21 protein-coding genes and 1 tRNA gene are annotated in these 21888 nt (G+C 58.6%); 10 read left to right on the top strand and 12 right to left on the bottom strand.

Annotated elements, in window-relative coordinates; translation table 11 throughout:
* Window positions 1-109 precede the first annotated feature (109 nt).
* Window positions 110-1045, top strand: coding sequence for an HD-GYP domain-containing protein (locus tag QV747_RS00210; RefSeq protein WP_273428579.1), 936 nt, complete (start codon window positions 110-112; stop codon window positions 1043-1045).
* A 75-nt stretch (window positions 1046-1120) separates the two neighbouring features.
* On the opposite strand, the gene QV747_RS00205 is transcribed toward QV747_RS00210, so the two are convergent.
* Window positions 1121-1396, bottom strand: coding sequence for a hypothetical protein (locus QV747_RS00205; protein WP_034618636.1), 276 nt, complete (start codon window positions 1394-1396; stop codon window positions 1121-1123).
* A gap of 81 nt (window positions 1397-1477) precedes the next feature.
* Between QV747_RS00205 and QV747_RS00200 the strand changes: the two genes are divergently transcribed.
* Window positions 1478-1789, top strand: a complete 312-nt coding sequence (locus QV747_RS00200; protein WP_028448651.1) for a DUF2322 family protein — start codon at window positions 1478-1480, stop codon at window positions 1787-1789.
* Window positions 1790-1865: 76 nt separating this feature from the next.
* On the opposite strand, the gene QV747_RS00195 is transcribed toward QV747_RS00200, so the two are convergent.
* Window positions 1866-3263: a DEAD/DEAH box helicase gene (locus QV747_RS00195; RefSeq protein ID WP_273428581.1), complete on the bottom strand. Its 1398-nt coding sequence runs from the start codon at window positions 3261-3263 to the stop codon at window positions 1866-1868.
* Between the two features lie 254 nt (window positions 3264-3517).
* On the opposite strand from QV747_RS00195, the gene prmB reads away from it, so the two are divergent.
* The 3 genes from prmB (at window position 3518) to recQ (ending at window position 6661) form a co-directional block, all read left to right on the top strand.
* Window positions 3518-4426 (top strand): 50S ribosomal protein L3 N(5)-glutamine methyltransferase, encoded by a 909-nt coding sequence (prmB, locus tag QV747_RS00190; RefSeq protein WP_273428583.1) that lies wholly within the window; start codon window positions 3518-3520, stop codon window positions 4424-4426.
* 178 nt (window positions 4427-4604) lie between these two features.
* Window positions 4605-4751: a hypothetical protein gene (locus tag QV747_RS00185; protein WP_273428585.1), complete on the top strand. Its 147-nt coding sequence runs from the start codon at window positions 4605-4607 to the stop codon at window positions 4749-4751.
* A 122-nt stretch (window positions 4752-4873) separates the two neighbouring features.
* The gene (gene recQ, locus QV747_RS00180; protein WP_273428586.1) at window positions 4874-6661 is read left to right on the top strand and encodes a DNA helicase RecQ; all 1788 of its coding nucleotides are present in this window, start codon (window positions 4874-4876) and stop codon (window positions 6659-6661) included.
* A 41-nt stretch (window positions 6662-6702) separates the two neighbouring features.
* On the opposite strand, the gene QV747_RS00175 is transcribed toward recQ, so the two are convergent.
* The 3 genes from QV747_RS00175 to QV747_RS00165 form a co-directional block, all read right to left on the bottom strand.
* Window positions 6703-7614, bottom strand: coding sequence for a phosphotransferase (locus tag QV747_RS00175; protein WP_273428587.1), 912 nt, complete (start codon window positions 7612-7614; stop codon window positions 6703-6705).
* A 126-nt stretch (window positions 7615-7740) separates the two neighbouring features.
* A complete protein-coding gene (locus tag QV747_RS00170) occupies window positions 7741-10203 on the bottom strand; it encodes an ABC transporter permease (protein ID WP_273428588.1) in 2463 nt (820 codons plus the stop codon).
* Window positions 10200-10919 (bottom strand): ABC transporter ATP-binding protein, encoded by a 720-nt coding sequence (locus QV747_RS00165; protein WP_273428589.1) that lies wholly within the window; start codon window positions 10917-10919, stop codon window positions 10200-10202. The genes QV747_RS00170 and QV747_RS00165 overlap by 4 nt, the downstream gene beginning before the upstream one ends.
* Between QV747_RS00165 and QV747_RS00160 the strand changes: the two genes are divergently transcribed.
* A complete protein-coding gene (locus QV747_RS00160) occupies window positions 10918-11547 on the top strand; it encodes an arylesterase (protein WP_273428591.1) in 630 nt (209 codons plus the stop codon). The two genes, QV747_RS00165 and QV747_RS00160, sit on opposite strands and share 2 nt — an antisense overlap.
* 140 nt (window positions 11548-11687) lie before the next feature.
* Here the strand turns inward: QV747_RS00160 and QV747_RS00155 are convergent, their stop codons facing one another.
* Genes QV747_RS00155 through QV747_RS00140 form a run of 4 tightly spaced genes read right to left on the bottom strand, consistent with a single transcriptional unit; the run spans window position 11688 to window position 14418 of the window.
* Complete coding sequence (locus QV747_RS00155; protein WP_273428593.1) at window positions 11688-12284, bottom strand: BON domain-containing protein; 597 nt, start codon at window positions 12282-12284, stop codon at window positions 11688-11690.
* Window positions 12284-12874: a phosphoheptose isomerase gene (locus tag QV747_RS00150; RefSeq protein WP_028448643.1), complete on the bottom strand. Its 591-nt coding sequence runs from the start codon at window positions 12872-12874 to the stop codon at window positions 12284-12286. Before QV747_RS00150 ends, QV747_RS00155 begins: the two co-directional genes overlap by 1 nt.
* Window positions 12875-12923: 49 nt before the next feature.
* Complete coding sequence (locus QV747_RS00145) at window positions 12924-13259, bottom strand: YraN family protein (protein WP_273428596.1); 336 nt, start codon at window positions 13257-13259, stop codon at window positions 12924-12926.
* Entirely contained in the window at window positions 13249-14418 is a 1170-nt protein-coding gene (locus QV747_RS00140; RefSeq protein WP_273428598.1) for a penicillin-binding protein activator, read from the bottom strand. Before QV747_RS00140 ends, QV747_RS00145 begins: the two co-directional genes overlap by 11 nt.
* Between QV747_RS00140 and rsmI the strand changes: the two genes are divergently transcribed.
* Together rsmI and QV747_RS00130 are read left to right on the top strand one after the other, a co-directional pair.
* A complete protein-coding gene (gene rsmI, locus QV747_RS00135; RefSeq protein WP_273428600.1) occupies window positions 14413-15279 on the top strand; it encodes a 16S rRNA (cytidine(1402)-2'-O)-methyltransferase in 867 nt (288 codons plus the stop codon). The genes QV747_RS00140 and rsmI overlap by 6 nt on opposite strands.
* 79 nt (window positions 15280-15358) lie before the next feature.
* Window positions 15359-15442: transfer RNA gene (locus QV747_RS00130), tRNA-Leu, on the top strand.
* Between the two features lie 297 nt (window positions 15443-15739).
* Here the strand turns inward: QV747_RS00130 and QV747_RS00125 are convergent.
* The 3 genes from QV747_RS00125 to QV747_RS00115 are packed head-to-tail and all read right to left on the bottom strand — an operon-like array spanning window position 15740 to window position 18404.
* On the bottom strand, window positions 15740-16678 hold the full coding sequence (locus QV747_RS00125; protein WP_028448639.1) for a hydrogen peroxide-inducible genes activator: 939 nt from the start codon (window positions 16676-16678) through the stop codon (window positions 15740-15742).
* A complete protein-coding gene (locus tag QV747_RS00120; protein WP_273428602.1) occupies window positions 16675-17196 on the bottom strand; it encodes a disulfide bond formation protein B in 522 nt (173 codons plus the stop codon). Before QV747_RS00120 ends, QV747_RS00125 begins: the two co-directional genes overlap by 4 nt.
* Window positions 17197-17228: 32 nt before the next feature.
* Window positions 17229-18404 (bottom strand): patatin-like phospholipase family protein, encoded by a 1176-nt coding sequence (locus QV747_RS00115; RefSeq protein WP_028448637.1) that lies wholly within the window; start codon window positions 18402-18404, stop codon window positions 17229-17231.
* Between the two features lie 183 nt (window positions 18405-18587).
* On the opposite strand from QV747_RS00115, the gene guaB reads away from it, so the two are divergent.
* Complete coding sequence (gene guaB / locus QV747_RS00110) at window positions 18588-20054, top strand: IMP dehydrogenase (RefSeq protein WP_028448636.1); 1467 nt, start codon at window positions 18588-18590, stop codon at window positions 20052-20054.
* A 614-nt stretch (window positions 20055-20668) separates the two neighbouring features.
* Complete coding sequence (locus QV747_RS00105) at window positions 20669-21877, top strand: RtcB family protein (protein ID WP_273428606.1); 1209 nt, start codon at window positions 20669-20671, stop codon at window positions 21875-21877.
* Window positions 21878-21888: the final 11 nt, after the last annotated feature.

Below are 21888 nucleotides of genomic sequence, written 5' to 3'. Positions count from 1 at the left end.
GCGTAAACTCGGGTTTGGCGCCGCATCTTTGTCACAGCGTGAGGCTAAACTCACGCTGTTTTTATTCGTATGCGCTAATATACTTTATCCGCCTGGCATGTAACTCCAAATGGCTTCCGTACCTCTTTCATCCCTGCAATTAATCCGCCAGGCGCGTAGCGACCTCGCCCCCCTGCTGGCCGACCCGCTCGCGGCCGAGAATTTTGGCGCTGGCGTGGCCGGCATTGTGCAGCTGATCCAGCGCGCCTGCCAGCAATCGGCCGAGGTTTCGCTCGCTACCATGCTACTGGAGCTCGATACACCCTACCCAATTCGCCATGCGGTGGACGTGGCCATTGTGGCGGAGCTGTCGCTGAATAATCTTGGGCAAGATGCCATGGCGCGCAGCTCGGTATTGGCTGCGGCATTGACCATGAATCTGGGGATGCACGCGCTCGAATCAATGCTGGCCGAGCAAACCGGGCCGCTCACGCCGGAGCAGCGCGCCCAAATGCAGGCCCACCCGCAAATCGGCCGTGATCAGCTGCGGATGCTGGGCGTCTCGGATTTACAATGGCTCACCTGCGTGGAGCAACATCACGAAGCGCCCGATGGCACCGGCTATCCACGCAAACTCAAAGGCAGCGAAATCACCTTTGAGGCCCGCCTGCTGGGGCTGGCTGATCGCTATTGCGCGATGCTGGCCAATCGCAGCTATCGCCGCCGCCAGCTGGCCGATTCGGCGATGTTTACCACCCTCAATAGCGGCGCGGGCAGCTTGGATCAAAAACTGGCGCAACTGTTTTTATCGACGCTGGGCCTGTATCCACCGGGCAGTATCGTGCATTTAATCAATGGCGAAACCGGCGTGGTGGTTCGGCGCGGCAAACTCGATAGCACCCCGCTGGTGTTGGCGCTGTTTGATACGCATGATCAACTCCTGCCCAATCCGGTACTGCGTAACACCGCCGATTTTGACTTTACCGTAGTGAACGTACTCGATAGCCGGATTATCGCCGGACAAATGCCGCTTGATAGCATTTGGGGCGTAGCAGGCAAAGCCTGAGATTAATCTGCCCCCTCACAAAACAAAAGCGGCCACTGGCCGCTTTTATTTTGCCTGACTCTGGGTCGCTGGCGATTATTTCGCCATCGGCTGGCTGGCCATCCGCTCTTTGCGGCGCTGTTCGCGCTCAGAACGCATTTTTTCATGCGCGGCTTTACGTTCAGCTTCAGACAGAACGCCGTCTTTATTGGTATCCATTTTATCGAAGCGCTCTTCCATTTTTTTCAGAAAGTCGGCCTTGGTGATATCGCCTTTGAAATGGTCATGTTTGCCGGCTGGCGGCTCGGCCATAGCCAGCGGGGATAAAACCAGGCCACTCGCGAGGGCGGCAATAGCTACGATTTGACGCATTGGATTCTCCTTAAGCAGCGCACCATGCGCTTGTGTGATATAACGCTGCACGCCTCTGATCCGTTGACAAGGAAGACCACAATGAATTTTGCCGAACAACTGGCCCAATTGCCGACCGTAGACCACCTCGCCGCGCTGGAATTACTGCATGGCGAAGAAGTGGTGGCTCGGATTGAAAACAAACCCGGTCAGGCTGGCAGCCTGCGGGTGTATCACGCGCTGTTTCAAGAGTTTGGCGCCATCAGCGATATCGCTGCGCAAAAAGCGCTGCGTATTTATGCCGAGCACACCACCGACGCCGAAGCCAACCCGGGTAAGCACCCGAATATTGATCGTCTGTTCCCGCTCGCGGCCGGTGCTACACCGCTGGCCGTACGCCTGATCGCGGCTTAAGCGAACTACCCAAATGCGCAATAAAAAAGACCGCCATGGCGGTCTTTTTTGCTATCTAGGTCAGCAGGCTGGTGGATTATTCCACACTGCTCGGCGCGGCCTTTTTCGGCAGGAATAAGGCGGCAATCTGTGGACCGCGTTTAGGCAGCTTGGGCAAATCGCTTGGGAAAGCCGGAATATCCTGCGCATCGCGGCTCGCTCGCGATGGCATACGCTCACCGCCTCGTTCCGCGGTGCGTTCTGGACGCTCGCTGCGCTCACCGCGTTCGCCCCGTTCACGGCGCTCGCTACGGTTACCACGTTCCGCCCGTTCATCAATCAGCTGCACCGTGCCGGGCGAGAAGCCTGGTACCGGCACCAATTGCAGCTCTTTTTTCAGCAGGGCCTTAATGCCGGCAAACGATTTTTCTTCTTCCGGCGCAACCAATGAAATTGCCACCCCGGTCGCCCCGGCCCGGCCGGTACGACCGATGCGGTGCACATAATCTTCCGGATTGGTCGGCAATTCAAAATTCACCACAAACGGCAAATCGGTTACATCCAGCCCACGCGCAGCCACATCGGTGGCCACCAAGACCTGCAATTCACCGGCTTTAAATTTATTCAGCGCTTCGGTACGGGCTTTTTGATCGCGATCGCCGTGAATGGCCTCGCAGACAAAGCCCGTGCGGCGCAGCTCGCGGGAAACCTGCTCGGCGCCAATTTTGGTGCGGCAGAAGACAATTACCTGACTCATCTGGTGAATGCGGATCAGATGCGCCAGCAGCGCGCGTTTGCGGCCGGTTTCGACCGGATGCAATTCTTGCTTCACCGATTCGTTGGCCGAATTTTGACGCGCGACTTCAATCTTCACCGGATTGCGCATGAAATCGTTGGACAATTTCACGATTTCAGGGGCGAAAGTCGCCGAGAACAGCAGCGTTTGTTTGCGGCTGGTACACAGCTTGAAGATTTCGCGGATATCAGGAATAAAGCCCATATCCAACATGCGATCGGCTTCATCCAGCACAATGATCTCCACTTGCGAGAGATTGATGTTTTTTTGCTGGATATGATCAAGCAGCCGGCCCGGTGTCGCCACCAAGATTTCGACCCCGGCCCGCAAGGCAGGTATCTGCGCTTTAATATCGACCCCGCCATACACCACATGGCTACGCAAACCGGTGTGCTTGCTGTACAGCGCCACATTGTCGTAAACCTGATCGGCCAGCTCACGCGTCGGCGTCAGCATCAGTACCCGCGTAGGGTGGCGGGCGGGAGATACGCTGGTATTGGCGTGGCGCATCATGCGGGTCAGAATCGGCAGCGTGAAGGCGGCGGTTTTACCGGTACCGGTTTGCGCGGCACCCAGCACATCCTGCCCGGTGATCACCACCGGAATCGCCTGCTGCTGAATCGGGGTTGGGTTTTCGTAGCCCTGCTCGGCAACTGCCTTCAGTACTTCAGGCGCAAGGCCAAGCGTTGCAAATGTCATACCCACACTACTCCGACTAATCAAACAATAAAGGCGGAACTTTACACGATGATGGCCCCCCTGAACACCGTTTACTGCTGTTAGATCAACGAAATAAGCCGATTTTCTATCCAACACGGCGGCCGTATCGGCCTCGTGCCCGCCCTAGCCACCGGCAAGCTTGACTTGCCGTAGCGCAATTAAATCGGCCCCCGCTGCCCACAGCAGCAGAAAACCTCGTACACTCACGGCATTCAGTTTGAAGGAGCCCAACCATGTATGACACTGCCCGCGAATATCTGACTACCATCCGCGATCTGCATCGGTTTGCGGTCAGCCGGTTTAATGCCGCCGAGCTGTTTTATGGCCACGGCACCAGCGAAGCCTGGGATGAAGCGGCCTATCTGATCCTCGCCACCTTGAAACTGCCGATCGATCGGCTGGAGCCAGTGTTTGATGCCCGGCTACTGCCCGAAGAAGTCGAGCTGGTGCTCAATGTACTGCAAGAGCGCGTCGTTACTCGTAAACCTGCAGCCTATCTGACCAAAGAAGCCTATCTGGGCGACTTTAAATTTTATGTGGATGAGCGGGTGATTGTGCCGCGCTCGTTTATTGCCGAAATCTTGCTCAATGGCGGGCTGGAGCCATGGATTGAATATCCAGAGCTCGTGCACAACGCGCTGGATCTGTGTACCGGCTCCGGTTGTCTGGCCATTCTGATGGCGCATGCCTTCCCGGATGCGGCCATCGATGCGGTGGATCTGTCGGCCGATGCACTAGATGTGGCGGAGATCAATGTGCTCGATTATGGCCTGGGTGATCGCGTTGATCTGCTGGATTCAGATCTATTCGATGCGGTGCAGGACATGAGCTATGACCTTATCATTTCCAACCCGCCGTATGTGGATGCGCATAGCGTGGAAGAGCTGCCACCGGAATACCTGCACGAACCAGAAATGGCCTTGGGCAGCGGTGAAGATGGGCTGGATATTACCCGCCGCATTCTGGCCGAAGCCAGCGCCCGCCTGAATCCGCAAGGCGTACTGGTGGTGGAAATTGGCCACAATCGCGAGGTGCTGGAAGAGCAATTCCCAACTCTGCCATTTATCTGGCTGCCCACCGAATCGGGCGATGGCTTTGTCTTCCTACTTACTCGCGAAATGCTGGTTGAAGCAGGCCTTTAAGCCCCAATCGCGCAGTGACCAGCCAGCCTACGGGCTGGCTTTTTTGTGCGCCACGCCATTGACTTGTCATATTCTTTCTGAAATTGCATTGATTTTTAACAAACCATGCAAGCTTTGATTGCGACGCACCAAAGCTGGGCATATACTTGTCGGTACTTTTATTGCGTCGAGCTGACCCATGCTGGAATTTCTGGTTATCACCTTAATCGTGCTTGCCTGTTTGCCCTTTATTCCGTGGTCGCGCTTTGGTAAAAAGAAATCCTTGCTGGATCAAAGCCTCAGTGCCTATATCACCCAGTCTGGCCCGATTGATGGCAACGATTAATTAATACCCTCCCTCTGTATTACCTTCAAAACTATACATCAAAATACCTACAGCCCAATACCCTTTAAAACAATAAGTTCAGCTGTAGCTTGGGCAGGAAGCGGCGTAAAATACCGCCGCTTATGAGCCTCATTTCCCCTCACCACCTTTTGCAGCACGTCTTTGGCTACCGCGCCTTTCGCGGTATGCAGGAAGACATCGTCCAGACCCTGTGCCGGGGCGAGGATGCGCTGGTCCTGATGCCCACTGGCGGCGGCAAATCGCTGTGCTACCAAATCCCCGCGCTCGCCCGACCCGGCTGCGCGGTGGTGATTTCGCCGCTGATCGCCTTAATGCAAGATCAGGTGCAAGCGCTGCAAGAGCTGGGGGTAGCCGCGGCTTATCTCAATTCAACGCTGGATGCAGCCGGCAGCCGGGAAGTAGAGCGGCAGTTTCTGGCCGGCGAGCTTAAGCTGCTGTACGTGGCGCCCGAGCGCCTGCTCACACCGCGCTTTTTAGCCCTGCTGCGTGAAGCACAGCTGGCGCTGTTTGCGATTGACGAAGCCCATTGCGTCTCACAATGGGGGCATGATTTCCGCCCCGAATACCTCGGCCTGTCGCTGCTGGCAGATGAATTTCCGCACATTCCGCGCATCGCCCTTACCGCGACCGCCGATCACAGCACCCGGCTGGAAATGCAGCAGCGGCTGCGGCTGGAAAACGCGCGCGAGTTTGTCGATAGCTTTGATCGGCCCAATCTGCGCTACACCATGGTCGAAAAAAAGACCTCGCGCGATCAGCTGCTCACCTTTCTGCGCCGCGAGCATGAAGGTGATTCGGGGATTGTGTACTGCCTTTCACGCAAACGGGTGGAAGACACCGCCGCATGGCTGCGCAGCAAAGAAATTCGCGCCCTGCCCTATCATGCCGGGCTTGATGCCAGCACCCGCGCCAAACATCAGCAGATTTTTTTGCGTGAAGAAGGCGTGGTGATGGTCGCCACCATTGCGTTTGGCATGGGCATCAATAAGCCGGATGTGCGCTTTGTCGCGCATCTGGATTTACCCAAATCAATCGAAAACTACTATCAGGAAACCGGCCGCGCGGGCCGCGATGGCTTGCCGGCCAATGCTTGGCTCGCCTATGGGCTGAATGATGTCATGCTGCTGGCCGAGATGATTATGCAAGGCGGCAGCAGCGAAGAGCAAAAGCAAGTCGAGCGACGCAAGCTCGATGCCATGCTAGGGCTGGTGGAAACCACCGAATGCCGCCGGCAAGTGCTGCTGGCCTATTTTGGCGAGCACACTGCCCCCTGCGGCAATTGCGATAATTGCCTGAATCCGCCCCAGCTAGTGGAAATGACCGAAGCGGCGCGCAAGGCGCTCTCTTGCGTCTATCGCACCGGCAATAAATTTGGCGTGGGGCATTTGGTGGATGTCTTGCGCGGCAAACACAGCAGCAAAGTTGCCGAATACCTGCACGACCGGACCAGCACCTTTGGCATTGGCAAAGACATTGACGAAGCAAGCTGGCGCGCCGTGTTTCGACAGCTACTGGCCAAGGGCGCGCTGCAGCTTTGCCCGGCCGGCCACGGTGGGCTCGAGCTCACTGACAGCGCACGCCCCTATCTAAAGGGCGAAATACCCTTGTATTTGCGCGCGCGCAGCGAGAAATTTAGCTACCGCGACAAAGACAGCGAATTTGCCAGCCCCGCCGATCAGGCCTTGTGGCAAGCGCTACGCAAATTACGCAAGCAGCTGGCGGACGAACAAAACGCACCGGCGTACCATATTTTTGGCGACGCCACGCTCAAGGAAATGGTGCGCTTGCGCCCGCAGGATCACTACGAGCTCTCGCGCATCAGCGGCGTGGGTGACCGCAAACTGGATAAATACGGCGATGCGTTTTTACGCGCCTTGCGCGAGCACTAGGCCCGCGCGGCGCATTTGATATTGGCTAACGATTGAGCGGTTTAAGCCGTAATGGCCGCGCGTTGCTGCGCCTGATAGCGCTGGATAGCATGCAGTAAAGCTGGCTCATCCGCCACCCCGGTTTGCGCCACCTGGCTCACCAGATAGAAGATCGCAAAATACGCCAGACGCAACCGTACCGCACGATCCAAGCCAGCCTTTTGCAGATAATTGCTCAAGAGCTTCATATCTGGCCGCACCAGATCCAGCTGCACCAAATCCAGTTCGCAGTGGCTAAAACGGACCAAGCCCGGATCGATCACCCCGCACAGGCGGTGGGTTTCGGCATCCACCAAGAAATTGGCCGCATGCGCATCGCCATGAATCACGCTGCTGAGGGCGTGGCTTGATAAAGGCAAGCGGGCAAAATCGCCAATCAACGCCAACAAATGCTCGCGCAGCGGCTGGCTTAGGCATTCGCTGGCCGCGGCGCTGTGTAACCAGGTCTGCCGCAAGCCCAGATCAACCTCATAAGCGCTGGCAAAATCGGCATGCCAGTGGCCGGTTTCATCCTGAAAACCGCGCTCGCAGCTAATTGCGTGCAAGCGGCGCAGCCAATCGACAAATTCATCCGCAAAACGGTCGATTTCCACCGGCGATTCCAGCTCATGGCTGGCCGGCATGCCGGCAATCTGGGTCAGAATCAGCGCTTCGCCGCGCTCGCCGGGCTGATGCAAGGCAATCACCTCGGGCAGTGGCTGATCAACCAGATAGCGGCGCAGTGTAGTCAGCGCCTCGGCTTCGCGGGCGGCCTGACCGGGTTGGCGATAGCATTTCAGCACCGCGCGTAAACGGCCTACCTGCACCAGATACACATCGGCCTGAAAACCGGTAATTTTTTCCACCCGGCTGGCCACGCCACCCAGATAGCGCTGGCACAGGCTTTCCACCTGGCCTGGTTCGACGATGAACATGGCAACCCCCGCGACAATCATTCAGGGTGAGAATGCGCCCAGCCTGTGACAGGCGTTTTGCGCTGGCACAAACTTTTTGCACAAAACCCCCACCGCTAAAGCCGCGAGGGCGGCGAAGCAGCCCGCTTATTCGCGCAGCATGAGTACCGGCGAAGTGCGCGCCAGCGCCCAGAGCCGCCGCCAAACCGTGAGGCCACTCAAGGCCATACCAGCCACGATCGAGGCCAGTGGCAGCCAAACATTGAATACCCACGGCAGTTTCAGCACCGCCGTGGCCACATACCAAGCGCCCAGCGCGGCCAAAGTACCCGCCAGCAAACCAGCCAGCGCCCCCAGCAGCAGGCTTTCTAGCCACCAGATCCGGGCAATGCGGGCGGTGCTGGCGCCCAGTGCGCGCATCAGCGCCGCCTCGCGCCGCCGCTCGCTATCGTTGGTTTCCAGCGCGGCCAGCAATACCGTCAGCCCCGCCAGTACACACATCACAAACACCAGCCGCAATGCGCTCGACGCCAGCGTAATCACTGTTTCAACCTGCGCCAGTACCTGCCCGACATCAATGATGGTGAGATTGGGCATACCGCGCACCAATTGCGGCACCAGCGTGCGCTGCGCGGGCGGCAAATAGAAACTACTAATCCGGCTACTAGGCAGATCGCGTAACAGCTGCTCGGAGCCCACCACAAAGAAATTGGCGCGGAACGAGCCCCAATTTACCGCGCGCAGATTAATCACCGGCGCAGTCACCGGCGTGCCGGCAATATCAAAGGTGAGCTGATCGCCGATTTTAATGCCCAGCAGCACCGCCAGCTCCTGCTCGACCGACCAGCCCGGCACGGCGGCATTCAGTGGTGGACCTTGCACCCGCTGATTATCGGCTCGCTCGTCTTCGCCCCAGGAGAGATTAAACTCGCGCTCGGACAGGCGCTGCGCGCGGGGCTCGCTATACTGCTGCGGCTGCACCGGCTGCTGATTGTGCAAAGTCCAGCGCCCGCGGATCATCGGCTGCACTTTGGGCGCGGGCAAACCCGCCGCAGCAAACTGGGCATTAAAAGTGGCGATCTGCTCGGGCTGCAGATTAATCACAAAATGATTGGGCGCTTCAGGTGGCACTTGTGCGCGCCAGGCCTGCAATAAATCACTTTGCACCACGGTGAGCAGCCACAAGCCGCACAGCCCCAACGTTAAGGCCGCGAGCTGGGCCAGCAGTAAGCCGGGTTGGCGCAGCATCTGCCGCAGCGCCAAACGCGCACTGCCTTGCCAGCGCCAGCGCTGCAGAGCTTGCAGCAGCAACCAGCCCAAGGCGGCCAACAGCAGCAGCGCGCCCAACATACCCCCACCCACTATCACCGCCAGCTTTATATCCTTAGCGATCTGCAGCAAGATACCCATCATAGCGAGTAGCGTCAGCGCGTATTGCCAGAACCAATGCACATCGACGGTCAATTCACGACGCAACACGCGCAGCGGCGGCGTACGGGCTAGGCTCAGCAATACCGGCCCCGCTGCGCCCAGCAACAACACCAAGCCCAGCGCACTGGCCCAAAGCCAGGGCCACAGGCTGGCAGGCGGCAAAGGCGCGGGCAACTGCGCCGCAATCAGCCACAGCAAGCCCGCTTGCGCCAGCCAGGCCAGTGCGCCGCCGGCCAGTGCCGCCACGCCCGCCAGCAACAGCATTTGCGCCAACATCAGCGCGCGCACGCGCCGCTGGCTGGCACCCAGCGTACGCAGCAAGGCCACGGTATCAAAATGCCGCAGCGCAAAGCGCCGAGCGGCCAGCACAATCGCCACCGCCGCCAATACACCGGCGAGCAAAGACGCTAGCCGCAAAAAGCGTTCGGCGCGCTCGATGGCTTCTTTGAGCTCCGGCCGGCTTTCGCGGGCGTTTTCAATCGCCTCGCCGCGCCCCAGCTGCGGCTGCGCCGCCGCCAGCCACGCGTTCACCGCCGCCGGCTCACCAGCCAGCAGCAAGCGATACTTCACCCGGCTACCAAAGCCCAGCAAACCACTGGCCGGCAAATCAGCAGCGTTGATCATCAGCCGCGCCTGCAGGCTGGAAAAATCAAAGGCCGCATCCGGCTCGCGCATGATGATGTCGCGCACGGTGAGCTGCAATTGCCCGACTTTGAGCTGCTGCCCCACCTGGATTTGCAACACATCACGCAAGCGCGCATCAATCAGCGCTTCACCCGGCTGCGGGGCTTGCGTAGCCCCACTTTGCAGGCTGAGTTGCCCCCGTAAAGGGTAAGCCGCCCCCACGGCTTTCACCGAAGCGAGACTTGCCAGCTGACCAAAACTCACCATCGAGGGGAAGATCGCCATCTCGGCACTGGCCAGCCGTTGCTGGGTGGCCAGGCTGGCAAACTTGGGCGGGATCGGATGATCGCTACTGAGCACGGCATCGGCCGCTTGCAGCTCGCTGGCTTGCCCGAGTAATTGCCGCTCCACGCGTTCGGTGAGCATGCCCACCGCGGTTAAGGCGGCAATGGCAATAATCAGCGCCAGCAGCAAGGTTTTGTATTCGCCAGCGGCAAGGCTGCGGCGAAATAGCCGCGCGGTGAGCCGCAGCTGACTCAGTATGCCGGCGCTCAAGCCGCCTGCTCCAGTGCCGCGGTTTGCGCCGGCACCTGCCAGTCGATCATCTGCCCGGCTTGCAGGCGCAATTGATGGCTGCAGCGCTGCGCCAGCGTGTCGTCATGCGTTACCAGCACCAGCGTGGTGCCCATTTCGCGATTCAAGGCAAACAGCAAATCAGCCACCACCGCCCCGGTGGCCGAATCCAGACTGCCAGTCGGCTCATCGGCAAACAAAACCTGTGGCCCCGGCGCAAATGCCCGCGCCAGCGCCACCCGCTGCTGCTCGCCGCCGGACAGCTGCCGCGGCAAGTGATGCAAGCGATGCCCCAGCTCCACCCGCTCTAGCCACTGCAAGGCCTGCGCCTCGGCGCCGCGCACGCCGGCCAGCTCCAGCGGCAGCATCACGTTTTCCAGCGCGGTGAGCTCGGGCAATAATTGAAATGACTGAAACACAAAGCCAGCGCAGCGCCCGCGCACCGCGGCGCGGCCATCTTCATCCAGTGTTTGCAGCGCAGCCCCGGCGAGGATGACTTCGCCAACGCTGGGCGTATCCAGCCCGGCCAGCAAGGCCAGTAAGCTCGATTTACCGGAGCCCGAGCGCCCTACCACCGCTAAACTGGCCCCGGTGGGGACACTAAAGCTGATCTCGTGCAAAATAGTGAGCTTCTCGCCTTCACTGCTGACGGTTTTACCGAGCTGGCGGGCCTGCAAAATATCTGGAGTTGCACTCATGCTGATTCAGTTCCTATCGGTGTTGCGTCGTTTGGGCCTGCTGGCCTGCACCTTGGCGCTGCTGGCGCCTGGCGCTATGGCCAAAAGCGCCGAGGTAATTCTGGTGTTTGGCGACAGCCTTTCGGCCGGTTATGGCATTGCCCAGCAGCAGGCATGGCCTGCCTTGCTGGAGCAAAAACTACAACAACAAGGCCGGCCCATGCGGGTGGTGAATGCCAGTGTCTCTGGTGAAACGACTGCTGGCGGGCTCACAAGGTTCCCGGCGGCTTTAAAACAGCATCGCCCGCGCTGGGTGATTCTGGCGCTGGGCGCCAATGATGGCCTGCGCGGTCTGCCAGTGAGCGCCATGCAAAACAATCTAAGCCAGATGATTCAGGCCGCGCGCCAAGCTGGGGCCAAAGTGCACCTAGTAGGTATGCAAATGCCGCCCAATTACGGCGCCGACTATACCCGCCAGTTTGCCGCGGTGTTTCCGGCGCTGGCCAAGCAATATCAGCTGAGCCTGAGCCCGTTTTTACTGGCGCCTGTGATCCAAACCCCTAGCTATTTTCAGGCCGATCAACTCCACCCCACGGCGGCGGCCCAGCCTTTGCTGCTCAATTACGTGTTGCAAAACTTCAAACCCTAAGGGGCACTATTTAGCCATGGGTATTGATCTGCAAGCATTATCAAGCAAAGCTTGTAGCTCAATACCCCTAAGATCCTACCGATAAAAAACGCCATCTGGCTCAGTGCAAGATGGCGTTGTATGTTGGGGCGGGCTGTCGCTTACTGCGGCAGCGGTGCCAGTGGCTGCACCAACTTCACCACCCGCTCAACACCGGACACCGAAGCGGCGATTTGCGCGGCACGATCGGCCAGCTGTGGGCTACTCATGCCCAGCAAATACACCACCTTGCGATCAGTAATCACCTGAATATGCACGGCCTGCGCATCACCACCATTCGTCAACATGGCAGTTTTAACTCGGGTACTGAGTTGGCTGTCATTTAGTCGATCAGTCATGCTCGATGGCGGCGCTTGCACCACATCATTAAACACCCGCGTAGCTTGGCTAAAGCTGCGTGCCAGTTGTTCGACGCGCGCTTTGGAGGCCGCATCAGGCACTTCACCGGTCAGCAAGACCTGACCGTTGAAAGTGTTCACATTCACATGCGCCCGCTCTTTGAATTCATCAATGATTTTGGCGCTGATATTGGCGCCGAGCGAGGTATCTTCGGTAATGGTTTTGGTTGGGCGCGGATCAGAGCCGATCCAGGCCCCCATGGCTACGCCGCCGACCACCACCAAAGGCACGCACGCACTCAGGCCTAAACTCGCGGCCAGAATGCTGATACTGAGCGCCCGTTTCAGATGCACCGCCATTAATCGCCCCCCAGCAAGGTAAAGTCGACCGCATCGCACAAAGCGTGAATCGCGGTAATGTGCACTTCCTGAATCCGCGCGGTGCGCTGATGAGGTACACACAGATGCACATCATCACCCACCAGCAGGTCGGCGATTTGCCCACCGTCGCGGCCGGTAAAGGCAATCACGCTCATGCCCCGATCATGCGCAGCATGAATCGCCGAGATGACATTGGCTGAATTGCCCGAGGTAGAAATCGCCACCAGAATATCGCCAGCGCGGCCCAAAGCATGCACTTGCTTGGAAAAGACCATATCAAAGTCGTAATCATTGGCAATTGCGGTGAGCGCTGAAGAATCAGTCGTCAGAGCAATCGCCGGCAAACCAGGGCGCTCGCGTTCGAAGCGGCCGACCATTTCAGCCGCAAAATGCTGGGCATCCGCCGCCGAGCCCCCATTGCCACAAGCCAGGATCTTGCCATCGGCAATCAGCGCCTGCACCACTTTCTCGGCCGCCAGCGCAATGGCGGGGCTGAGGACCTCCAACGCGGCCTGTTTGGCGGCGATGCTTTCTTCGAAATGCTGCTGAACGCGTTGAATCAGATCCATAGGGTTTCCTTTCGTGTATCTGCCCGCTCGCCGGCGGGCGCGGTGTGGTTTAACCACTTATACAGTTTTTAATCCAGTGCAAGGCCTCGCCTTCGATACAGATCGCATCAAAACGGCAGGGCGGCACTTGCGGTAATTGTTGCAAATACTGCTGGGCACTGGCCCACCAGCGGGCTTGCTTGGCTGGGGTAATACTGGCGGCGGCCCCACCAAAACGGGTAGAGCGCCGCATGCGCACTTCGATAAATACCAGCATTGGCCCATCAAAGGCAATCAGGTCGATCTCGCCCTGCCGGCATTGCCAATTGCGGGCCACGATGCGCAGGCCTTGGGCCTGCAGAAATTCAGCCGCCCGTGTTTCAAAGGCCTGGCCTTTATTGTTCATTCACCACCGCGGGGGCTGCCGCCTCAGGCGCGACTTCGGCAGTGCCACTGGCGCTGGCGGGTTTACGCCCCATCACGCGCACCACTGATTCGCGGTTTACCACATTATCAGGGCTTAAAGTCAGCACGCCGGTCAGGCCTTCCAGCCGTTCAAAACGCTGCCCCGTACTTAAGATGGCGGCGATTCGCCAGGCATCAACCCCCAAGGCGAACAATCGTTCCAAATCATTAGCGCTTGAGCGGGTGCGATTATACAGTGCATAGCCCTCGCTATCGGGCGCCGCGAGCCAAGGCATATCCAGATATTTCACCCCAGCCAGATCAACCAGCGTGGTGGCGGGTAAACGGCCGGGGTTGATTTGATTGCTGGCATACACGGCGCGTTCATTGCCCACAAAGGGCCGTACCACGCGGGCCGATTTGGCATCCATGGCCAAAAATACCGCATCTGGCAGCGCGTCATTGAGTTGCTGACGAATTTCGGGAGCATCACGGCGCGGATTCGCCACCCGGATCACCAGCGGCTCGCTACCATGAATTTCCCGCCAGGCATTGCTAAAGCCTTGCGCCAGGCGTTGGCCGATACTGTCATTGGTTTGCAAAATCACCGGCTGGCGGCCACCCTCTTGCCGCACCAGCATGGCCGTTGCAGCCGCATCGCTCTCCACCCCCAGGCCAAAGCTGTAGAGCTGGCTTTGCGGCAACGTGGTCGGATCAAACCCATTCAGGGCCACGGTGGGGACTTTCAGCTCGCTGCTGTCGGCCAGATAATTAATCGCCGACTTGGTCAGCGGGCCAATCACCGCAATGGCGCCGCCATCTACCGCGCGCTGGTATTGGGCTTTGATGTCTTCTTCTTTATCGGTGGTATCAATCACGCGTACCAAGGGCACTTCGACGCCACCATGCACGCGCTCCGCCGCCAATACTCCAGCTCGAATGCTATCAACCGCCGGCTTAAAGGCCTTGGCCTGCCCCGGCAACAGCAAGGCGATATAACCGTTGACCGGTCGGCTGGCACTCTCACTCTCGGTTGCCGCAGTGGCCGAGCCGGCCAGCGCCCCGTATAGTAGAGCCCCGGCAGCCAGTGTTCGGCCTGCTGTAGCCCAAAATGCGTGGCGCCATTGCAATCGGCCGCCAAGGAGAGTTGTGAAGTGCATAAGCCTGAGTATCCTGTCAGCAAGTCTGCATTATATGTGGTCGCTACCCCGATCGGTAATCTTGGTGATATTACCGAGCGTGCGTTGGCGGTTTTGCGTCAGGCCGATGTGATCGCCGCCGAAGACACTCGCGTCACCGGCCAGCTGCTTAAGCAATTTGGCATCAATACCCCCCTGATGTCAGTACGCGAGCATAACGAACGAGCGATGGCCGAGCGGATTATCGAGCGCCTTGCCGCCGGCGATACCATTGCCCAGGTTTCCGATGCTGGCACCCCCGCGGTTTCCGACCCCGGCGCGGTCCTCGCGGCCGCGGTGCATGCGGCTGGCTTTAGCGTGATTCCAATTCCTGGCGCCTCTGCCCTTACGACCGCCCTATCGGCCAGTGGTTTCACCGCGCCACACAGTCTGTTTTATGGTTTTTTGCCGCCGAAAAGCAAGCAGCGCCGTGATGCGCTCGCGCCTTTGGTTGGCCACCCCTATCTCACCGTATTTTATGAGGCACCGCATCGCATTGCCGAATGTGTAGCCGACCTCGCCGCGATGTTTGGCCCCGAACGTGAAGCCGTGTTGGCACGGGAGCTGACCAAAACCTTTGAAACCATCCGCCGCATGCCACTGGGCGAGCTGGCCACCTGGATTGCCAGCGACAGCAATCAGCAACGCGGCGAAGCCGTCATCGTGGTTGATGCCGCGCCGCCCGCGCCCGCCGTCGAAGGCGAAGCCTTTGATTACCTACTGCAACCCCTGCTGGCCGAATTACCATTGAAGCAGGCGGTGGCACTGGCACAAAGCATCAGCGGTGCACCACGCAATACGCTATACGAACGGGCTTTACAGCTTAAAAAAGCCGCCGAGTAAACGCACAGCAGAAATATTTAGCACAAACCCTTGCCAAGCGCGGTTTAAGTAGCTAATATGCCGCTTCTACGTTGCACCTGCCCAGGTGGCGAAATGGTAGACGCAGGGGACTCAAAATCCCCCGCCGCAAGGTGTGTCGGTTCGAGTCCGACCCTGGGCACCAAAACAATTAGGCCTCACGCTACTGCGTCAGGCCTTTTTTGTTGGCTATTGCTCGCATACCCATGCAGGTATTGCCACACAAGCATTCAATTGCTTAAATCCGGCAAACATACCCCCAAGCCCCACTCATTTTGTTCTAGCCAGCTGCCGGCCACTGCTGCATACGCGCTACGCCACATCCGTCAGACCTGTCATCTGCCCCATGCCACGCTGATTACTCGGCTCTTCGGCGCAACAAAAAAGCCAGCCTGCGGCACTGCAGACTGGCTTTCGCGCACCGCGAGTTCATCACGCCCGCTTACTCGATTGGCGCATCTTTGAGCCAGGTGACTTTCGGCATGCCCGATTGCAATACCGCTTGCCGCAACGCTTCGATCGCCGCCATACGTGGGAAATTGCGCCGCCAAGCCATGACCACCCGGCGGGTGGGCGCGGGCTCGGCAAATGGGCGAATGCTCAGCAGCGCATCATCGGCGGCGCTTACCGACGTCACCGGCAACACGGTTACCCCGATGCCGCCAGCCACCATGTGGCGAATGGTTGTGAGCGAAGATCCCTGCAAAGTGCGCTGCAAGCCACCGGTGCCACCCATACTTTCGCGATTCAGATCCGGACAGGTTTGCAGCACCTGATCGCGGAAGCAATTCCCTGGCGAGAGTAAGAGCACGTTTTCTTCGGCCAACTGCTCGGACGAAATCTCTGGCATGGCTTCCCAAGCATGCCCCCGAGGGGTAGCAACCACAAAGCCTTCTTCATACAAGGCTTGCGTAGCAATACCCCCTTCGTGAAAAGGCTCGGCGACAATCGCCACATCAATTTCACCCTGCTTGAGCATCTCGGCCAGCCGCGCGGTGTAGTTTTCTTCCAGCAGCAATTGCATTTGCGGGGCCAGCTGGCGCAGCTCAGGGATCAAGTGGGGCAATAAATAGGGGCTGATGGTGTAGATCACCCCCAGGCGCAAACTGCCGGCCAAGGGGTCTTTGCCCTGCTCGGCCAATTGCTTCACCACAGTCACTTCTTCCAGCACCCGCTGCGCCTGCTCAACGATGCGGCCACCAATGGCGGTGAGCGAAACATCGCCCGATGAGCGCTCAAACAGCGTCACCCCCAGCTCATCTTCGAGTTTTTTGACCGCCACCGACAAAGTCGGCTGCGACACAAAACAGCTATTGGCGGCGCGGCCAAAGTGGCGCTCGCGGGCCACGGCTACGATATAGCGCAATTCGGTAAGCGTCATCGCCACTGATTCCGTCGAATTTCATTCAGTTGATGCCGGCACAAAGACCAGCTCCACACCACGATAGCAATCCCCGCCACCGCCACCCAGGCCGGCATGGTGATGCCAAACAAGGTGAAATCGATATTGCCGCAATCGCCCACCGGCCGGATCACGCTCGCGAGCCAGCCTGGCAAAGCATTCAGATCAATCGGAAACGGCAAGCTCGATGGGCACAGCGCGCTCGGGTCGCGCGGGGTGTATTGATACCATGTATGGCGAATGCCTACCGCGGCCGTCACCCCAGCCGCCACTGTCAGCAAGCCAGTTTGGGTATAGACCCCAGCGCGGGTTTTGGGTGGAAAAATCGCCGCCACCAGCGCCAGCAGGCCCGTCACAATAATGCCGATGCGCTCATACACGCAGTACAGGCAAGGCATCAGCCATTGATAAAATTGATGGTAGAGCGCAAAGCCGATCATGCCGGCGCAAGCCAGAAAAACCAAGGCAAAACCAAATCGCCAGCGGAACAAATTCATGCTGTTCTCCGCCCAGTCAGGATAGAAAACGGCTATTCTAGCGCCGAATCCGTTTCCTTGGCAGCCAGAAAATCGCGCAATTGCGCTTCTTTAGCCAGCGCATCCTGATAGCCCAGCCCAATCAGCCGCCGCGCATACGCGCCACTAAATAATAAATAGCTGGCCACCACCGAGCCCTGCCGACGAAACGCCCCCAAACCGCCGAGAAAAAAGCGCATCCCCAGCGAAAACTCGCGCTTGAAAGGCAAGGTGAGTTTTTCCAGCGGCTGCGAGGGCGCGATGGTTAAGACCTCCACCGGGCGTAAATTCAGCCCACTGCTGGCCCGCACCTCAGCGGGGATCAGCGAAATCGTGCGGTTGATGCGGGTAATGCGTTCCAGATCAACTTCAAGCGAATCCAGAAAAATACTATTCATCAGCTGCCCGCTAACCTGCGCCAGCGTTGGGTAATCACTCACCTGCTGCCGCGCCGGTGCATCATCGCCATGCGGCGCCACCCCGATTACTAGCAAGCGCTTGGCACCCAGATGAATAGCGGGGCTGAGCGGCGCCAATTGCCGCACCGAGCCATCGCCAAAAAACTCGCGATGAATACGCTCCGCCGGAAACACTAGGGGTATTGCGCTGGAGGCCATTAAATGCGAGACATTCAGCTGGGTACGTACCCCAATCCGTGAGGCGCGCTGCCAGCCTTCCAACTCAGGGTGCCCTTGAAAAAACGCCACCGATTGACCGCTGCTGTAGCCCAAGGTCGAGATCGCCACTGCGCGCAGCGCGCCTTGCTCGATATTGCGCTGAATCTGGCTGAAATCCACCCGCTGCTCCAAAAAATCACGCAGCGGCGCATTATCGAGAAAAGCCCGCGGGTTGTAGCGCCCCAACCCACCCAGCATCAGCGAGCCCATCCAGTGCGCGCCAGTGGCCAGCAAGGCACCGAGCGAGCCACGGTAAATCAGCTCGGGATAGAGGTTTTGCCACATCCGTGCCAGCGAAAAAACCCCATGGCGAAACTGCTGGGCACTCACCGCCAGACCCGCGGCATTGATCGCCCCGGCCGAGGTGCCGCAAATAATCGGAAAAGGATTGGCCGCATGCTGGGGCAAGAGCTTGGCAATCGCCAATAGCACGCCCACCTGATAGGCCGCCCGCGCCCCACCCCCCGAGAGGATAAGCGCCGTATCGGGCGCTGCTTGCCATTCGCGATTCATGCTCGCCTCCTCGCCTAGCTGACGGCTGGGCTGTCAGTTTTACCCTAGCTGCTGGGCTGGCGAACAGCAATCATGCGCCGCAACAAGTCAAGCTGACAGCACGAAGAACTGCAATATTACAAGGCCATAGTCGAAAATGAGACATTTCGGTATAATGCTTTTTTGGCGAAAAGGATCTAGCTCATGCGCATTGTGCAAAAAGCCCTCACGTTCGACGACGTTCTGCTCGTCCCTGCCCACTCCAATATTCTGCCTCGCGACGTTTCGCTCGCCACCCAGTTCACTCGCGGTATCCGCCTGAATCTGCCGCTGGTTTCCGCTGCGATGGATACCGTGACCGAAGCACGCTTGGCCATTGCCATGGCCCAAGAAGGCGGCATTGGTATTATCCATAAGAACATGACGCCGGAACGCCAGGCGCAAGAAGTAGCCAAAGTTAAACGCTACGAATCTGGCATTGTGAAAGATCCGGTCACCATCGCACCAACCATGCTGGTGCGCGATGTGATTGCGCTGACTCGCCAGCACAAAATTTCTGGCCTGCCCGTGGTTGAAAACGGTCAGGTAGTCGGGATTGTCACGAACCGCGATCTGCGTTTCGAAACTCGCCTCGACGTTCCTGTGTCATCCATCATGACACCGAAAGACAAACTGGTTACCGTGAAAGAAGGCACCAGCATTGAAGACGCCCGCACCCTGATGCACGATCACCGCCTCGAGCGCGTGCTGGTGGTCGACGACGCCTTCAAACTCAAAGGCCTGATCACCGTTAAAGACATCGTTAAAACCAGCGAACACCCACTGGCCGCCAAAGACGAGCAAGGCCGTCTGCGCGTTGGCGCGGCTGTAGGCGTCGGCGCCGGCACTGACGAGCGCGTGAAATTGCTGGTGGAAGCAGGCGTTGACGTGATTGTGGTGGACACTGCGCACGGCCACAGCCAAGGCGTACTGGATCGCGTGAAATGGGTGAAAACCAACTTCCCACAAGTACAAGTCATCGGCGGCAATATCGCTACTGGCGCAGCGGCGCTGGCGCTGGTTGAAGCCGGCGCGGATGCGGTTAAAGTCGGTATTGGCCCAGGCTCAATCTGCACAACGCGTATTGTTGCTGGCGTAGGCGTCCCACAAATTTCTGCGGTGGCGAATGTGGCCGAAGCTCTGGCTGGCACGGGCGTGCCGCTGATCGCCGATGGCGGTATCCGCTTCTCGGGCGACATCGCCAAAGCCATCGCCGCTGGCGCACACATGGTGATGCTGGGTGGTCTGTTTGGTGGTACCGAAGAAGCCCCTGGTGAAGTTGAGCTGTACCAAGGTCGTTCATACAAGAGCTACCGTGGCATGGGTTCGCTGGGTGCGATGTCGGGCGCAAATGGTTCATCAGACCGTTACTTCCAGGACAAAACCGCCGACGCGGACAAACTGGTACCGGAAGGTATTGAAGGTCGCGTACCGTACAAAGGCCCGCTGACTGCCGTGATCCACCAACTGGTGGGTGGCCTGCGCTCATCCATGGGTTACCTCGGCTGCGCCACAATTGATGATGTGCATGCCAAAGCTGAATTCGTACAGATCACCGCTGCCGGTATCCGCGAATCACACGTGCACGACGTGCAAATCACCAAAGAAGCGCCGAACTACCATCAAGACTAAACGCTTGATCGCTTCGCCAAAAAGCCGCCCTACGGGGCGGTTTTTTTTCGGCCAGCGCTTTGGGCCAGCGTCTGTGTGAGCAGAACTGGTCACGAAAATAACATGGGTATAGCTTCGCAAGCTAAATGAATTATGGCTTATAGCCATATACCCTATTCATAAATTGTTAAACTCGCTTCATATTTTCAGCCTCCCGCCGGTTCGTCAGGCCGCACTGACGCAGCGGTCGAGACTATTACTACTGTCGCCACTAACACCACAATTTACCGGCCGCGCTTGACGGCATAAGCCGTAGCTCGGCAAGATGCGCGCTCTTGGTGGTCGGGCTTGGCCCGGCCAATGTGCAACGTCGCGTGCAGCTCAATAGCGCACCATCTACAGAGGAGTATTTGCCGTGACCCCGTTTGTGATGAACACCCACTAAGCCAGCACCCGAATCCCCCGGAATTCGGCGTGACTGGCACGCCGGGTTCCTGCCGCAGCGCTCACGCTGCGCCGCCCCGGTTTTCGATCAAAGCACCCCATCCGCCCAGCGTTGATGCTCAACGCCACTTGGCCAAGGATGGGGCGGCAACTGATCTTCCGGGGCTTTTTTACGTCTACAGGATTTATGTATGCCAGTCGTACAACAACTCAATAAAGGGCGGGTGCCGGTCAAAATCTGGACCGACGACATCGCGCCCGCAGCGCTCAATCAACTTTTGAATACCGCGCAATTACCGATCGTGCATGGCCATATCGCGGCGATGCCGGATGTGCATCTGGGCATTGGCGCCACCGTGGGCTCGGTGATTCCAACCCGCGAAGCGATTATCCCGGCCGCTGTGGGCGTGGATATTGGCTGCGGCATGAATGCGGTGCGCACTTCGCTCACCGCCAGCGATTTGCCCGATAATCTGGCGCGCATTCGCTCGGCCATCGAGGCCGAAGTGCCGGTTGGTTTTCAGCAGCATGAATGGAGCAAAGTGCGCGGTGGCGCCATGCAGCGCGTTGCGCGGCCGCTGAATGACCGGCTGGATGCGCTGGTGGGCCAGCACCCGGGCTTGCTAAAAATGCAGCGCCAGTTTGCACAAACCTGGATCTGCCAGATCGGCACCTTGGGCGGCGGTAATCATTTTATCGAGCTGTGCCTGGATGAAACCGACCGCGTGTGGCTGATGCTGCACTCGGGCAGTCGCGGCACCGGCAATGTGATCGGGCGCTATTTTATCGCGGCGGCACAAAAAGACATGCAGCGCCATCAGCAGCATTTGCCGGATAAAGATCTGGCCTATTTTGCGGCGGGCTCAACGCTGTTTGATGATTATGTGGCCGCGGTGGAATGGGCGCAGGATTATGCGCTGGTCAACCGGCGCGAAATGATGCGCCGTGTTGTGGAGGCGATCCGCCCGCATTTGCCAGCCTTTACGCTGACCGATGAAGCGATCAATTGCCACCATAATTACGTGGCGCGCGAACGCCATCAGGAGACGGATTTGTTCATTACCCGCAAAGGCGCCATCGCGGCGCATGCCGGGCAATTGGGCATTATTCCGGGCAGCATGGGCGCCAAAAGCTATATCGTGCGCGGCTTGGGCAATGCCGAATCGTTTTGCTCTTGCAGTCACGGTGCGGGGCGCACCCTTAGCCGCACCGAAGCTAAACAGCGCTACAACCGCTTTGACCTCGCGGCGCAAACCGCTGGTGTTGAATGCCGCAAAGATGGCGGCGTGGTGGATGAAATTCCGGCTGCGTACAAAGACATCGACACGGTGATGGCGCATCAGCGCGATCTGGTGGAAGTGGTGCACACACTCAAGCAAGTAGTGTGCATCAAGGGTTAAAGGAGAACGTG

The organism is uncultured Chitinibacter sp., assembly GCF_945957625.1.
Classification (GTDB): Bacteria; Pseudomonadota; Gammaproteobacteria; order Burkholderiales; family Chitinibacteraceae; genus Chitinibacter; species Chitinibacter tainanensis.
Note: the sequence above shows the minus strand (reverse complement) of the source record. Positions and strands in the feature narration are given on the sequence as shown.